The organism is Ruegeria sp. AL2 (assembly GCF_056540845.1).
The window spans coordinates 50008-65771 of the sequence record NZ_JBQFXM010000005.1 but is presented as its reverse complement, the minus strand read 5'-3'; the positions used below and the strand labels follow the sequence as shown (position 1 = coordinate 65771).

At 61.0% G+C, this 15764-nt stretch carries 12 protein-coding genes; 8 read left to right on the top strand and 4 right to left on the bottom strand.

All coding sequences use genetic code 11. From position 1 onward, the window contains the following. Position 1: 1 nt before the first annotated feature. Both ACR0ID_RS09065 and ACR0ID_RS09060 read left to right on the top strand, forming a co-directional pair. Entirely contained in the window at positions 2-634 is a 633-nt protein-coding gene (locus tag ACR0ID_RS09065; RefSeq protein WP_480554448.1) for a bifunctional 4-hydroxy-2-oxoglutarate aldolase/2-dehydro-3-deoxy-phosphogluconate aldolase, read from the top strand. A 51-nt stretch (positions 635-685) separates the two neighbouring features. Further along, on the top strand, positions 686-1876 hold the full coding sequence (locus tag ACR0ID_RS09060; RefSeq protein WP_480604960.1) for a pyridoxal-phosphate-dependent aminotransferase family protein: 1191 nt from the start codon (positions 686-688) through the stop codon (positions 1874-1876). A 125-nt stretch (positions 1877-2001) separates the two neighbouring features. Here the strand turns inward: ACR0ID_RS09060 and ACR0ID_RS09055 are convergent, their stop codons facing one another. Further along, positions 2002-3117: a pyridoxal phosphate-dependent aminotransferase gene (locus ACR0ID_RS09055; protein WP_480604958.1), complete on the bottom strand. Its 1116-nt coding sequence runs from the start codon at positions 3115-3117 to the stop codon at positions 2002-2004. A gap of 90 nt (positions 3118-3207) precedes the next feature. Here ACR0ID_RS09055 and ACR0ID_RS09050 point away from each other — a divergent pair, with 90 nt between their 5' ends. Then, positions 3208-4278: an SMP-30/gluconolactonase/LRE family protein gene (locus ACR0ID_RS09050; RefSeq protein ID WP_480604956.1), complete on the top strand. Its 1071-nt coding sequence runs from the start codon at positions 3208-3210 to the stop codon at positions 4276-4278. Positions 4279-4344: 66 nt separating this feature from the next. Further along, positions 4345-5127, top strand: a complete 783-nt coding sequence (locus tag ACR0ID_RS09045) for a crotonase/enoyl-CoA hydratase family protein (protein ID WP_209505660.1) — start codon at positions 4345-4347, stop codon at positions 5125-5127. Between the two features lie 140 nt (positions 5128-5267). Here the strand turns inward: ACR0ID_RS09045 and ACR0ID_RS09040 are convergent, their stop codons facing one another. The 3 genes from ACR0ID_RS09040 to ACR0ID_RS09030 all read right to left on the bottom strand — a co-directional run bounded on the left by ACR0ID_RS09040 (position 5268) and on the right by ACR0ID_RS09030 (position 10625). Then, positions 5268-6431 carry a benzoate/H(+) symporter BenE family transporter gene (locus tag ACR0ID_RS09040; protein ID WP_480604955.1) on the bottom strand — a complete coding sequence of 388 codons (1164 nt, stop codon included), beginning with the start codon at positions 6429-6431 and terminating at the stop codon, positions 5268-5270. Between the two features lie 134 nt (positions 6432-6565). Further along, a complete protein-coding gene (locus tag ACR0ID_RS09035; RefSeq protein ID WP_480604953.1) occupies positions 6566-9631 on the bottom strand; it encodes a valine--tRNA ligase in 3066 nt (1021 codons plus the stop codon). Positions 9632-9725: 94 nt separating this feature from the next. Then, complete coding sequence (locus ACR0ID_RS09030; RefSeq protein WP_480518906.1) at positions 9726-10625, bottom strand: phytanoyl-CoA dioxygenase family protein; 900 nt, start codon at positions 10623-10625, stop codon at positions 9726-9728. A gap of 164 nt (positions 10626-10789) precedes the next feature. Here ACR0ID_RS09030 and ACR0ID_RS09025 point away from each other — a divergent pair, with 164 nt between their 5' ends. The 4 genes from ACR0ID_RS09025 (at position 10790) to ACR0ID_RS09010 (ending at position 15704) form a co-directional block, all read left to right on the top strand. Further along, complete coding sequence (locus ACR0ID_RS09025) at positions 10790-13081, top strand: xanthine dehydrogenase family protein molybdopterin-binding subunit (protein ID WP_480604950.1); 2292 nt, start codon at positions 10790-10792, stop codon at positions 13079-13081. Then, positions 13059-14135: a DUF2235 domain-containing protein gene (locus ACR0ID_RS09020; RefSeq protein WP_209505670.1), complete on the top strand. Its 1077-nt coding sequence runs from the start codon at positions 13059-13061 to the stop codon at positions 14133-14135. Before ACR0ID_RS09025 ends, ACR0ID_RS09020 begins: the two co-directional genes overlap by 23 nt. A gap of 131 nt (positions 14136-14266) precedes the next feature. Then, a complete protein-coding gene (locus tag ACR0ID_RS09015) occupies positions 14267-14884 on the top strand; it encodes a GNAT family N-acetyltransferase (RefSeq protein WP_480518910.1) in 618 nt (205 codons plus the stop codon). A 145-nt stretch (positions 14885-15029) separates the two neighbouring features. Continuing rightward, positions 15030-15704, top strand: a complete 675-nt coding sequence (locus ACR0ID_RS09010) for a class I SAM-dependent methyltransferase (RefSeq protein WP_480555999.1) — start codon at positions 15030-15032, stop codon at positions 15702-15704. Positions 15705-15764 lie beyond the last annotated feature (60 nt).

The following is a 15764-nucleotide window of genomic DNA, read 5'->3' as shown; positions in this document are numbered from 1 at the left end:
CATGTCCAAATCCCAACGCACCCGTGAAATCTGCGCACTGGCCCCGATCGTTCCGGTTCTGGTCGTCGATGACGTCGCGCAGGCCCGCCCGCTGGCCGAGGCATTGGTCGCCGGCGGTCTGCCAGCGCTCGAGGTCACCTTGCGCACGCCCGCCGCGCTCGACGCGATCCGCGCGATGGCCAAGGTGCCCGGCGGCGTGGTCGGCGCAGGTACGCTGGTCACACCCGAAGACGTCCGCGCCGCTAAAGAGGCGGGCGCGCAGTTTGGCGTCTCTCCGGGCGCAACCGACGCGCTCCTTGCGGCGTGCGAGGCCGAGGGCCTGCCGTTGCTGCCCGGTGCGGCCACGGCCAGCGAAGCGATGGCATTGCTGGAAAAAGGCTATGACATGCTGAAATTCTTCCCGGCCGAGGCCTCGGGCGGCGCGCCCGCACTCAAGGCAATCGGCGCGCCCCTGCCGCAGATCAGCTTTTGCCCGACAGGCGGGGTGTCGATGTCCAACGCCCGCGACTACCTGTCCCTGTCCAACGTGGTCTGCGCCGGTGGCAGCTGGGTCGCGCCCAAGCAGATGGTCGAAAGCGGTGACTGGGCCGGGATCGAAACACTTGCGCGCGAGGCGTCGAAGCTGGCGGATTGACGCCGCGAAGCCCCTCGGTAATGTGGGCGTCAACTCAGACAGGTTGACCCCATGACACAGACATCTGCCCTCTCTCAGGGGCGAACTTATTTGGCAATCCCGGGCCCGTCGGTGATGCCGGACGCGGTCCTGCAGGCGATGCATCGTCCGTCGCCCAATATCTACGATGGCGCGCTCATCGACATGATGCCCGCCCTGACCCGTGACCTGCGTCGGGTTGCACGCACAGGCCATGACGTTGCCATCTATATTGCCAATGGTCACGGCACGTGGGAGGCCGCTCTGTCAAACGTGATCGCCCCCGGCGAAACCGTTCTGGCTCCTGCCTCGGGCCGGTTCACCCATGGCTGGGCCGAGATGGCCGAAGGCATCGGGGCAAAGGTGCAGCTGATCGATTTCGGCACCTCATCCGCCTGGGATCTCGACCGAATTGCCGACGCTTTGCGCGCGGATAAAAGCCACCAGATCAAGGCCGTTCTCGCGGTTCATGTGGACACATCAAGCTCGATCCGCAACGATATCCCGGCACTGCGCAAACTGCTCAACGATCTGGACCACCCGGCGCTGTTGATGGCCGATTGCATCGCCTCGCTGGGATGCGACCGGTTCGAGATGGATGAATGGGGCGTCGATGTCACGGTCACCGCCTGCCAGAAAGGCCTGATGACCCCCGCAGGCACAGGCTTCGTCTTTTTCAACGACAAAGCACAGGCCAAGCGGGCCGCCATGCCGCGTGTGTCACGATATTGGGACTGGCAGCCGCGCGCTAACCCTGAACTGTTCTACCAGTATTTCGACGGTACCGCGCCGACGCATCACCTCTATGGTCTGCGCGCCGCGCTCGACCTGATCCATGCGGAAGGGATCGAACAGGTCTGGGCCCGCCATGAACGTCTGGCTACTGCCATCTGGGCGGCCTGCGAAACATGGGCCGAAGGCGGCGCGCTGCATCTGAACGTTGCCGACCGCGCCTACCGCAGTCACGCCGTCACTGCCCTGCGCCTGAACGGGGGGCGCGGCACGGCCCTGCGCGCGTTCGCTGAACATCAGCTGGGCCTGACACTGGGCATTGGCCTCGGGATGGAGGATTACGACAGCTGTTTCCGCCTCGGGCATATGGGCCATGTCAACGGGCAAATGGTGATGGCGATGCTGGGCGGTATGGAAACGGCCATGGTCGCGCTTGACGTCCCCCGTGGCAAAGGCGCGCTCGAGGCCGCCGCTGCCGTCCTGGCCGCCTGACACGCCTCAGACGAACAGCGCTGATCCGCCCCTTCATCTGGCCAAAAATATCCTCGGGGGGAATCGCGCTTTGCGCGATGGGGGCAGACAGCCCCCCTTTGACCCGATGGCAAGACAGACCAGCGCTAGTCCGTCTTTGCCCGCACTTCCGCGAGTGCCTTGGGCAAGGCGGCCGCGAAAGCATCCAGATCTGCTGTTTCACCACAGCTTATCCGGATGCACCTGTTCTGGGGCGTTGCAAACGGCATCCGGACAAACAGGCCCCGCGCAACCAGAGCCTCCAGAACCGCTCGGGCAAAATCCCCATCCCGCCCGCAATCAATCGTCACGAAATTGGTGGCCGAGGGCAGCGGCTCCAATCCGTTCTCGCGGGCAATCGTTCCTATCCGCTCACGCGCCTCTGCGATCTGTGCCTGAATGTGCTCCAGCCACGCACCATCCTGCAACGCGGCCAGCGCCCCGGCCTGCGCCGCGCGGTTCATGCCGAAATGATTGCGCACCTTGTTGAAGGCTGCAATCAGGTCGGGCGCTCCCATGGCATAGCCAACCCGTGCGCCCGCCATGCCATAGACCTTGGAAAATGTCCGCATCCGGATCACGCGAGGGTCGTCTGCGCTGACGGGTGCCGCTGTCCCAACTGGCGCGCATTCCACATAAGCCTCATCCAGAATCAGCAGGCACCCGTCGGGCAGGGCGTCCATTGCCGCCACGATATCCGCGCCGGAATGCCAGCTGCCCATCGGATTGTCCGGATTGGCCAGATAGACCAGCTTTGCACCCACCTCGGCCGCCTTCGCAAACAGGGCCGCCGGGTCTTCGTGATCCCCGGCATAGGGAACCTTGTGCAAAACGCCACCGAACCCGGCGACATGATAATTAAAGGTGGGATACGCCCCGTCCGAGGTCACAACCGCATCCCCGGGCCCTACAATCAGACGCACAAGATAACCCAGAAGCCCGTCAATCCCTTCGCCCACAACGATATTTTCGGAGGTTACCCCATGATACTCGGCCAAAGCATGGCGCAGATCGTGGTTCTCGGGATCACCATACATCCAGATATCAGACGCGGCCTGCTCCATGGCCCGGATCGCGTGGGGCGAGGGGCCAAACACGCTCTCGTTGGCGCCAAGACGGGCAATGAACGCCGCGCCGCGCTGACGCTCTTGCGTTTCGGGGCCCACAAAGGGCACGGTGGCGGGCAGGGATTGGGCAAGCGGGGTGTATCGTGGTCCTGTCATGCCTGCAGATAACCCCAAGCCCGAGCTTCGGGCAAGCGCGCACATCATCCCGCGCGTCAGAACGTATTGAAACACAAGTAAGGAGCGCAAATGCGCATACTGTCTGCCATTGTTCTTCTGGGCCTTGCCTATCTTCTGTTCTGGCCCGTTCCCGTTATCCCCGTCGCCGTTGAGATGCCGGAAGATGCCGGTTTCACAGGGGATTTCGCCGAGAACACCGTGCTGGACGCCGCGCAGCTGATCCACTTGCCCGATGGGGAAACCGGCCCCGAAGACATCGCCATCCTGCCCGACGGCGCGGTCTATACGACCAGCCGGTCTGGCACGCTCTATCGCATTGACGGGGCCGACCCTGTTGTGGCCGACCAACTCGGTGGGCGTCCTCTGGGTCTCAGGGCCGGACCGGATGGCGCGCTTTACATTGCCGACAGCTTTCGCGGCGTGATGCGCTGGACTGGGCCGGGCAAGCTTGAATCCGTGGTGGCCGATATCGACGGTGCGCCCGTGGTCTATGCAAACCAACTGGACGTGGCGCAGGACGGCACGATCTATTTTTCGAACTCTTCCGACCGGTTCGATCCCGAAACCATGGGCGGGACCAAGCCGACTTCGGTCCTGACCATCTGGGAACAATCCGATACAGGCTATGTCGCCCGTCACACACCCGATGGCCGCACCGAAAAGATTGCCACTGGGTTCGTCTATACCAATGGCATTGCGCTCTCACCTGACGCAGATTTCCTGCTGATCGCCGAGACCGGTCGCGCACGGGTACACAAGCTGTGGCTCAGCGGGCCCAAAGCCGGTCAGCAAGAGGTCTTGCTGCACAACCTGCCCGGCTATCCCGACAATCTCGAAGCACAAGGTGATGGCACCTACTGGATGGCCTTCGCCAGCCCGCGTGTCCCGTCCGAGGCACTGATGCCGTACCCCTTCCTGCGCAAGGTGGTCTGGCGGCTGGGTCCGGCTGTACGCCCGGCACCGATCCATCGGGGTATGCTGGTGAAGTTTGATGGTGAAGGCACGATCCTGCGCACGCTTCAAGACCCTCAAGGCCGTATTGGCATCACGACAGGGGGCCGGATCGTGGGCGATCAGTTCTATGTCATGACGCTCGATTCCCCCTGGTTCGGGCGGATGCCTGTCAGCGATCTGCCCTGACGTCGCAGTGGAATTCGGCGTCCCGTCCGGGCATGGTCGCCGCAACTGAATTTCGGGAGGTCCCCCATGTCACGTGTATCCGTCACCTATCAAGACCATGTTGCCCATGTCACCCTGACCAGAGGTGACAAGATGAATGCGCTGGATGACGCGATGGTCAAGGCATTGCTCTCTGCCGGGCAAGAGGTCGCCGCCTCGGACGCCCGCGCCGTGGTTTTGTCGGGCGAGGGGAAAAGCTTCTGCGCTGGGCTCGACATGGCGAGCTTTGCAAAGATGGCCCATATGGATCCCACCGAATGGCTGATGACCCGCAGCCATGAGGATGCCAACGAGATGCAGGAGCTGGCCCTGATCTGGCGTCGCGTACCGGTGCCGGTGATCTGCGCCATTCAGGGCGTCGCCTATGGTGGTGGCCTGCAAATTGCGCTGGGCGCGGATATCCGTATCGCGCACCCTGAGGCGAAACTGGCGGTGATGGAGATGAAATGGGGTATCATCCCCGATATGGGTGGCATGGTTCTGTTGCCCCGGCTTGTGCGTTCGGACGTTCTGCGTCTGCTGACCTACACGGCCCGGCCCATCGGTGCGCAGCAGGCGATGGATTGGGGGCTGGTCACGCAGCTTTCAGATGATCCGCTGACCGAAGCTCTGGCCATTGCCGAGAACATCGCCGGTCAAAGCCCCTCGGCCATCCGTGCCGCCAAGCGGCTGATCGAAGTGGCCGAAACCCAGCCCCGCGCGGATGTTCTCAAGGCGGAATCCGCCGAGCAGGTTGAGCTGATCGGCAAGCCGCATCAGATGGAGGTCGTGATGGCGCAGATGCAGGGCCGCAAGCCCGAGTTCAAGTGATCACCGCATGAAAGCCGCCGAGCATCGCGGGCCATGTTGTAACGCATCTCAAAATCGGCGTTTTCCGTCATCACGGCCTTACGTTCTGCCGAACCAACCAAGGGGCGATTAATCCCGGCAAGGGCGGGATGCGAAAGCGGCTACCGGATTCTGTTGCTCACCAGATGGGCCAGCCCACCGACCAGCAACCCCCAGACCGCGGCGCCCAGCCCAAAGACCGAGATACCCGATGCGGTGATCGCAAAGGTCAGCATCGCGGCCTCACGCTCGGCCGGAACCTCAAGTGCTGCGAAAATCGAATTGGCCAGCACGCCGATCAGGGCGACACCGGTCAATGTCCCCATCAACAGCGGATCGGCATGGGATGCAAAGCCGGTAATCGCCACGGCAAAGATGCCGAATACACCATAGAACACCCCACCCATGATGGCCGACCAGTACCGTTGCGCGGGATCGGGGTGGCTGTCCTCGTTGGAACACATCGCAGCCGTGATCGCCGCAAGGCAGGTGGCAGGCGCACCAAACGGAGCCGATAACAGGCTTGCCCCACCCACGGATGAAAACAGCCTGCCCGGCGCCGGGGTATAGCCAAAGCTGCGCATCACCGCGATGCCGGGAATATTCTGGGTCGCCATCGTGACGATAAACAGCGGGATGGCGATTCCGATGGTCGAGGCCAGCGAGAAACCGGGCATGGTCCAGACCGGTGCCGCCAGCCATCGCGCCGGGGTCACCGAGGTGTCGCCTGCGTTCAGCACCACAACCAGCGCGGCGGCGGCAACGGCCGCCGGAACGGCGAACAGCCGGTTGATCCGGCCCGCGATGAACCATGTCAGGATCACCGGCAGGGCTTGCTCGGGCAATTCGACTGCGGCCTGAAAGGGCAGAATGCAAAGCGGCAGCAGAACGCCCCCCAGCATGGCCTGTGCCAGAGTCGTCGGAATGGCGGCCGCTAGCCGCCCCAATGGCCGCCAGAGCCCGGCCAGAACCGTCAGCGCCCCTGCACACAGGAACGCGCCCGTTGCCTCGGAAAACCCCAGCGCCGGAGTCGCGGACACCGCCAGCAGCGCCGCCCCCGGTGTCGACCAAGCGACGCTGATCGGTTGCCGGTACCACAGGCTCAGCACAATGGCGGTCAGTCCCATTGCGATGGCCGCCATCATCAGACCCGAGGCCGCCTGCGCCGGAGACGCGTCCATCGCGGCCAGCCCCTGCAACACGATAGGAAAGGAACTGAAGAACCCGACAATGGCGACAACCAGCCCGGTCGAGACTGTCTGGAGCGGTGGGGCAAACTGGGTCATGACAGCCTCGGGCGGTTGGGGTTGGTGATTGCTAACAAGCGGCGGCAGGGGCGGGCAAGGTCTGAACGCGCAAAAGAAAACCCCGCCGGATCAGCGGCGGGGTTTGGGGTATGAGTATTTTGAAAAGGTGAAGATCAGGCGATCTCGGCCAGACGGGCCAGCGCCTCGTTCAGCTTGGCTTCTTCTTCCTCGCGGGCGGCGAGGTTGGCTTTGGCTTCCTCGACCACCTCGTCCGGGGCCGAGGCCACGAATTTGGGGTTGTTCAGACGCCCGCGCAAGCCACCCAGTTCCTTGGCCAGCTTGCCCTTGGCTTTCTCCAGCCGCTCCTTTTCCGCGCCGATGTCGATGATATCCGCCAACGGCAGGCCGAAGGAGGCTCCGGGGGCGGCAATCGAGATGGTGCCCTTGGGCAGCGCGTCCGCCTTAGTCAGGCTGTCGATGCGTGCCAGACGTTTGATCAGCGCCTCGTTGCGGTCCCACGCGGCTTGGCCGTTGGCGTCGATCTCGGTCACCAGCATCGGCACGTAGAGACCGGCAGGTACCCGCATCTGCGCACGGGCCGAGCGGGTGTTTTCGATTACCGAGATCACCCAGTTCATCTCACGATCCGCATCGGCGTCGACCAGTTCCGTGCCGTAGGTCGGCCAGTCGGCGTGGACGACCAATTTGGCGCGATTGCCGGTCAGGCCCCACAGCTCTTCGGTGATGAAGGGCATGATCGGGTGCAGCAGGACCATGCACTGATCCAGAACCCAGCGCATGGTGGCGCGGGTCTCGGTCTGAGCCTCGGCGTCGTCGCCCTGTAACAGAGGTTTCGACAGTTCCACGTACCAGTCGCAGACCTTGCCCCAGACAAAGGCATATAGCCCGTTCGCCGCATCGTTGAAGCGATAGCTTTCCAGCGCCGCGTCGACCTCGGCCCGCACGCGGGCGGTTTCGCCGATGATCCAACGGTTGACGGCGGCTTTGGGCTTCAACTCGCTAACGTCCAGTTGCGGCACGGCGTCGGTAAAGACCTCGTTCATCTCGGCAAAGCGGACGGCGTTCCACAGCTTGGTGCCGAAGTTGCGATAGCCGGTGATGCGTTCGCGCGACAGCTTCAGCACGCCGCCAATCGCCGCCATCGAGGCGTTGGTGAACCGCAGCGCGTCGGCGCCGAATTCGTCCACGATTTCAAGCGGGTCAATGACGTTGCCGGTGGTCTTGGACATCTTCTTGCCTTTCTCGTCGCGGACGAGCGAGTGCAGGTAGACGGTGTGGAACGGAACCTCGTTCACCACGGCCAGCTGCATCATCATCATCCGGGCGACCCAGAAGAACAGGATATCCGCGCCGGTGACCAAAACGCTGGTCGGGAAATAGCGGCGCATCTCGTCGGTATCCTCGGGCCAGCCCAGCGTGCCGATGGGCCAGAGGCCGGAGGAGAACCAGGTGTCGAGGACGTCGGGATCGCGGCGAATGATGACAAAGTCGCCGTTGCCTCTAAGCACAGCCGTTTCCACAGCATCGTCAAACATGTCGTTTCCATCGACATGTTCGGCTACGTGCGAAACACCGTAATAGTCACGAGCTGCATTCTGAGCTTCTTCGAAAGTAGCTGCGCAGAACGGTACCAATTCCGTGCTGTCGTAGTCGACACCGAAGGACTTCTGGCTCGGGTCTTTTTTTGGCCCATACCAAACCGGAATCTGATGCCCCCACCACAGTTGGCGCGAGATGCACCAGGGCTCGATGTTCTCCAGCCAGTGGTAATAGGTTTTCTCGCCCGACTCGGGGATGATCTTGACCGTGCCGTCCCTGACCGCGTCCAGCGCGGGGCCGACGACCTTTTCGGCGTCGACGAACCACTGATCGGTGAACATCGGCTCGATGACAACTTTCGAGCGGTCGCCAAAGGGCTGCATGATCGGCTTGCTCTCGACCAGCGGGACGAGTGCCGCCGGGTCGTCATCCTCGCCCAGTTTGGTGCCCAGACGCGGATCATCCGCGCGGGTCATCACGGCCAGACCGTCAGCAGTGATTTCCTCGACCACCTTCGCGCGCGCCTCGAACCGGTCCAGTCCGCGCAGGTGATCCGGGATCAGGTTGATCGCGTCGATCTCATTCTCGGTGAACGGCTTGCCACGCGCGTATTCCTGCGCCTTGCCCGCCTCTTCGGCGTAAGGCGCGCCATCAGCCCGCATCGCGCCCTTGGTGTCCATCAGGCGGTACATCGGAATGCCGCCGCGCTTGGCCACCATGTTGTCGTTGAAGTCATGCGCGCCGGTGATCTTCACCGCGCCCGAGCCGAAATCGGGATCGGGATACTCATCGGTGATGATCGGGATCTGGCGGCGATGCTCTTTCGGGCCAACCGGGATTTCGCACAGTTTGCCGACGATGGGCGCGTAGCGCTCATCCGACGGATGCACGGCCACAGCACCGTCGCCCAGCATGGTTTCCGGGCGGGTCGTCGCGATCGAGATATAATCCCGTTCTTCGCGAAAGATCACATTCCCATCTTCATCTTTTTCCAAATACTCATATGTCTCGCCGCCCGCCAAGGGGTACTTGAAGTGCCACATGTAGCCCGGCGTTTCAATATTCTCGACCTCAAGGTCCGAAATCGCCGTCTCGAAATGCGGGTCCCAATTGACCAGTCGCTTGCCGCGATAGATCAGGCCCTTTTCGTACATGTCGACAAAGACCTTGATAACAGCATCATGGAAGTTGGGTGAGTTTTCGTGCCCGGTGCGTGGGTCACCTGGCGCGCCCGCCATGGTAAAGGCATTGCGCGACCAGTCGCAGGAATTCCCCAACCGCGTCATCTGTTCGATAATCTTGCGGCCGTATTGCCCCTTCCAATCCCAGACCTTGGCCAGAAACTCCTCGCGCGCGTAGTCGGTGCGCTTCTTGCCCTCTTCGGCCATCAGTTTCTTTTCAACCTGCATCTGCGTGGCGATGCCGGCGTGGTCCTGACCAGGTTGCCACAGAGTGTCGAACCCGCGCATCCGGTGCCAGCGGATCAGAATATCCATCAGTGTATGGTTAAAGGCATGTCCCACATGCAGCGCGCCGGTCACGTTGGGCGGTGGCAGCATGATGCAAAAGCTCTCATCACGCGAACGGTTCGCGCCTGCCTTGAAGGCTCCGGCCTGTTCCCAGGCCTCATAGATACGGGCCTCGGCCTCGGCCGCGTTGAATGTCTTTTCCATCGCCATGGGATGCGTCCTGCGTCAACAAATTCGGGTCAGCGCCTGCAATAGCGAATGGAGACGGGAAGGGGAAGGCCCTGCGCGGCGACGATTGCCGATGTCACCCCGTGCCGGTCGCCTCGTTTCCGTACAGGTGCGTGCTTTGCGCCGCGCCTTGTGTCATCGCCTTGGCCTGATCCTCTCGAATGCGGGCATGAAGCGCCAAGGCTGGCGGCGAAAACAATTCGGTCGGTGGTTCGATGAGGATGAAATTGCCCACCCGGTCTTCGCCCCGCGCCAAGACCGCGTAATCGCGGTCCGCCACTTTTTGCTGTGCGTTCGGGTTCAGATACCGGATTGCCAGCCCGATCCGCCGATCGTCCGACATATTGGGTCCCGAGCCATGGATTGTGAGGCCATGGTGCAGCGACATTTGACCCGGCTGCAATTCGATATGCGTTTTGTCCTCGTCTGCCACATCGACAGCCACCTCCTGCCCGCGCGACAGCAGGTTGTTGTCTGAAAACGTGTCGTTATGGGGCAGGATCGGGTTTTTGTGGCTGCCCCTGACAAAGTCCATGCAGCCGCTTGCAATTGTGGCAGGCGACAATGCGATCCATGCGGTCATCTGATCCGGTGTTTCGCCCATCCCCCAATAGGTCAGGTCCTGATGCATTCCCACCACCTGAGTCGTGCGTGGCTCTTTGATGAACAGTTCCGCAGACCACAGCAGCAAGTCCGGCCCCAGTATTCCTTCGACGACGTCCAGAACTCTGGGGTCCAGTGCGATACGGGCGACCAGCGGCATCACCACATGGGCGTTCAGGCGCTTGTACATGTTCAGCGGCAGCGGAAGGTCGGCCACACGCCATGTCTTCTCGATCTGCTCCAGCTCGGCCCGAAACTGTGCGGTCTCATCCGGCGAAAAGACTGTGATGGGAAAGGCAAACCCGTCTTGCCAATACGCGTCGATCGATGGGGCGTCCAGACGGCCCTGTGACAGGGAAATGGGTTCGGGCATGGAGGACCTCCGGCAGGCTGCATTTTCAAACAGCCTACGAATCCCTCTGCGGCTCCTGCAATCCTGTTTACGACATCGGTGTCGCCACACGCTTTCATGCAAGGCGCTGGACATAAGCGAACGCAGGGCTAGTGTCGCCATCAAGGCAGTGACAGGAGCATCCCATGGAAAAATTCGGCAGAAGCCAGCCGGTCAAACGGACCGAGGATCAGAGGTTCCTGACCGGGCAGGGGCGCTATATGGACGATGTCGTGCCCGGCAATGCGTTGTTTGCCGCTTTCTTCCGCAGCCCTGTGGCCCATGGCGATATCACCGCGCTGGATCTTGAGGCTGCGCGGGATGCCGACGGGGTGCGGCTGGTCATGACACTGGACGATCTTGCAGCCTCGGGCATCGATACAGTGATGAATGCCGCAACCTTGACCAACCGCGACGGAACCGGCTCTGCCGCGCCGGATCGGCACATGCTGGCAAGGGACCGGGTGCGCTTTGTGGGCGAACCCGTGGCCGTTGTCATCGCTGATACGCTGGCGCAGGCGCAGGACGCGGTCGAGCTGATCTGGATAGATATCCGGGAACGCGCTGCCAAGCTGGACGTGAACGCGGGGGGTGAGGCCCTGCACCCGCAAGCGCCGGACAATCGCGCGTTTGACTGGGGCTTGGGTGATGAAGCCGCGACCAAAGCCGCCTTTCAGGCCGCCGCCCATACCGTCTCGCTGAACGTGCACGACAACCGCGTCATCATCAGCTCGCTCGAGCCGCGGGGCTGTCAGGCCGATTGGTCTGGCGGGCGTCTGCACTTTTCCTATGGCGGGCAGGGTGTCTGGGCGATGAAGGCACAACTGGCGCAAAAGCTGAAACTCGATGCGGATGCGATCCGTGTCACCACCCCGGATGTGGGGGGCGGGTTCGGCATGAAGGTGATGCCATATCCCGAATATTTCTGCGTGGCCGTGGCCGCGATGAAACTGGGTCAACCCGTGCACTGGATGTCTGACCGGTCCGAGGCAATGCTGTCCGATCACCACGGCCGCGATCTGACCTCTCTGGCCGAGCTGGCCTTTGATGCCGACCACCGGATCACCGCCTACCGCGTCCACAGCAAAGTCAACCTTGGTGCCTATAACAGTCATTTCGCGCAGGCGATCCAGACAAGCCTGTTCAGCAAGGTGCTGATGGGGGTCTATGACGTTCAGACCACCTATCTCCGGGTCGAGGGGTTCTATACAACGACAACACAGGTCGACGCCTATCGCGGTGCCGGACGTCCCGAGGCGATCTATGTGCTGGAACGCGTGATGGACCGCGCCGCACGCGAACTGGGCCTTGACCCGTGGGAGTTGCGTCGCAAAAACTTCATCAGACCCGGCGATTTCCCCTACACCTCTGCCACGGGTGAAACCTATGATGTCGGCGATTTCGACATGGTCCTGCGCCGCGCGGCCAGCCAGACCAGTGGGTTCGAAGCCCGCAAGGCCGCCGATGCCGAACGCGGTCTGATCCGGGGGCAGGGTCTTTGTTACTATATCGAAAGTATTTTGGGGGACCCTTCCGAGAACTCGAAGGTCGAGTTTTGCGCGGATGGCACGGTGAACCTTTATGTCGGCACACAATCGAACGGGCAGGGGCACGAGACGGTTTATGCCCAGTTCCTGTCCGATCAGACTGGCGTCCCGATGGACAGGATCACCGTCATTCAGGGCGATACCGACCGGCTTGGCCATGGCGGCGGAACCGGTGGCTCGCGCTCGGTGACGGTGCAAAGTACCGCGACCCTCGCCACCATTGACAAGATGATCGCCGCATTCACGCCTTATCTGGCCGATAAGATGGGGGTCGAGGACAGTGATGTGCGATTTGACCATGAAACATTCCGCGCGCCGGGCTCGAACCTGACGCCGACCCTGACCGAAGCCGCGGCTATGGCGCGCGCCGACGGGCGCTTGGACTTGCTGACGCATGAGTCCCGCGCGCAACTGGATGCCCGCAGCTATCCCAATGGCGCGCATGTTGCCGAGGTCGTGATCGATTCCGTCACCGGCGAAACCCGTGTGGACCGCTACACCGTGGTTGATGATTTCGGAAATCTTATCAACCCGATGCTGGCCGAAGGGCAGGTGCATGGCGGGGTGGTTCAGGGCATCGGGCAGGCGCTGTCGGAGCATGTGGTGCATGATGATCACGGACAACTGCTCACGGCATCGTTTATGGATTACGCCTTGCCCCGCGCGGTGGACGTACCCATGATAAAGTTTACCTCGGCGCCGGTGCCGTCAACTTCCAACCCGATGGGGATGAAAGGATGCGGCGAGGCCGGCACGGTGGGCGCTCTGGCCGCTGTGGCAAACGCGGTTCAGGACGCGCTCTGGGATCACGGGGTGCGGCAGGCGGATATGCCTTTCACACCTCACAAGGTTTGGGAATTGCTGACGCATGAATCTGTCGCGGCTAAGTAGGAAGGTTCTGGGATGGCTCGGGCGGCCCTTACGGTCCGAGCACTCCGCCGAAACGCGGCACCGCGAGCCGATCAGCCACGTCATTATCCTAGATGGCACCATGTCCACCCTCGAACCGGGGTTCGAAACCCATGCCGGTCAGACCTATCGCCTGTGCTGCGAAATGGGCAGCAAGGTGTCGGTGTTCTACGAGGCGGGCGTGCAGTGGGAAAGCTGGAAATCCACCATGGACGTGATGATGGGCCGGGGCATCAACCGCCAGATTCGCCGCGCCTATGGCTATCTGGCGTCGCGCTATAAGCCCGGTGACCGGATTTACTTCATCGGCTATTCCCGTGGCGCCTACGGCGTGCGCAGCTTGGCCGGGGTGATCGATATGATCGGCCTGCTCAAGGCCGAACACGCGACCGAGCGGAACATCCTGCAAGCCTACCGCCATTATGAATGCAATGTAAGCGGCACCGCCGCCCGCGATTTCCGCCGCAAGTTCTGCCATGACAACGTCAAGATCGAGATGGTCGGTGTCTGGGACACGGTCAAGGCGCTGGGCCTGCGCCTGCCGCTGCTGTGGCGCTGGGCCGAGGATCGTCATGCCTTTCACAACCACCAGCTGGGCCCGGCAACGCTCCATGGTTATCACGCGCTGGCCCTCGACGAAACGCGCGAGGTGTTCGAGCCGGTTCTGTGGCGATGCAAGCCCGAGTTCAATGGCCATGTGGAACAGGTCTGGTTCCGTGGCACCCATGGCGATATCGGCGGCCAGCTGAACGGCTATGAAGAGGCCCGGCCGCTCAGCAATATCTCGTTGATCTGGATGCTGGACAAGGCCGAGATGCACGGGCTGCCGATGCCCGAAGGCTGGCGCACCCGTTTCCCGACGGATGCCCATGCGCAATCGGTTGGAACCTGGCGCGGTTGGGGCAAGATCTTTCTGCTGCGCAAACACCGCAAGGTCGGGCGGGATCAGTCAGAACGCCTGCATGTCTCGGTCGCGCCGGATGAACTGCCGGGCTGGGTGGCGATGCCGAACCTGCCGACACATCCCGCGCAGTGAAAGGCAACCATGTGCCAGTGACTCCACGATCACCGGCACTTCAATGTCAGGTTCGAGCCCGGAGCAGTCATCCTTCGTTGCTTAAGCAGGAAAATAAATTGCGCATTTGACAACAAGTGTTTGCGGCCCTCATGCTAAAACTTAAAAATCGAGGTGGAACGACCAAAGGTAATTCCATGTTTAGATCATCAACCCGAAGTGAAGCAGAAAGTTTGTTAAGCGGACTTGCTCTTGGATTTTCTGCGGACCCATTCATGCGTTGGCTGTATCCTGAACCTGCCGATTTCCTTACCCACTTCCCGCGAGTAATGGACTTCTTTGGAGGGCGTGCATTTGAACAGGGCAGCGCGTTTCGAAACGATGATTTCACCGCTGGCGCACTTTGGCTTCCGCCAGGCATTTACCCCGATGAAGAACGGCTTGTCGCCTGTTTTGAGCAGACGGTCTCACCAGAAAAGCATAATGCGTTGTTCGAAACCTTTGGGCAGATGGACAATTATCATCCGGATGAGGACTGCTGGCATTTAGCTTTTATTGCGGTCGATCCATTTCGCCAAGGAAAAGGGTTGGGGTCCGCCTTGCTTGAATGCTGCCTCAAACGCTGTGACGAAGATGGAAGACCTGCTTACTTAGAGTCGACAAACCCTACAAATCTATCGCTGTATAAGCGCTATGGTTTTCAAGAGATGGGTCTAATCAAAGCCGACCAAGCCCCACCCCTGTTTCCGATGTTTCGAGCCGCCCAATAGCGATAGATCAAACGGCTGCATTGTCCGCTCAGCGGACCCCCATGAGATTAACAGAGAATGCCCGGTTCGAACCCATTCGGACTTTACTATGTTTCTGTGCTAGTTTGGAAATGTTGTGCGCGCCGTCGCATTGGAGGTTATCCACATGGCACACATTGCGCTGTTGCGGTCCATGTATTCGATGAAGGGTCGCCCAGTTGTTGATATCGGAGCGGGGGATGGCGTGTACTCAAAGCAACTTCATGCGGAGGGTGCACATGTAACCGCCATCGAAGTTGACCCCGCCAAAGTATCGAATGCGAAATCAAACTTGCCACCCGACGTTGATGTTCGACTAGGAACGGCAGAAAACTTGCCTTTGGAAACAAACTCACAGCAGTTGGCCTGTTTCTTCTTTTCTCTACATCACGTGCCAGCCAATCTGCACGAAGCCGCCTTCGATGAAGTTCGCCGGGTTTTGAGGCAAAACGGTCGATTGCATGTGGTCGAACCTTATCCGTATGGAACAATGTTTGACGTAGTTCGGATGGTCGAAGACGAGACGTCTGTGCGTACAAACTCCCACAACGTTTTGAATCGACTCGATAAAGACCAAAGCTACAGCTTGTTGGCCAAAAATGAGTATGTTTTGACCCGGGAGTACCCAACTTTTGAGTACTTTTTGGATAAGATCGTGCGACCTGATCCTGACCGGTATTCACAGTACGAAGCAGTGGCTTCCGATATGCGGCATACTTTTGAAAGCGTCATCGAAAGCGTCGATGGCAAGCGCGTCCTACATCAACCGTGCGCATCATATCACTACCAAGTTTTCACCTAGAGTTTTGACGGCCCAGTGTCCTAATTGTCCGCAAAGTTGACGCTCCGAACTAAGACACCC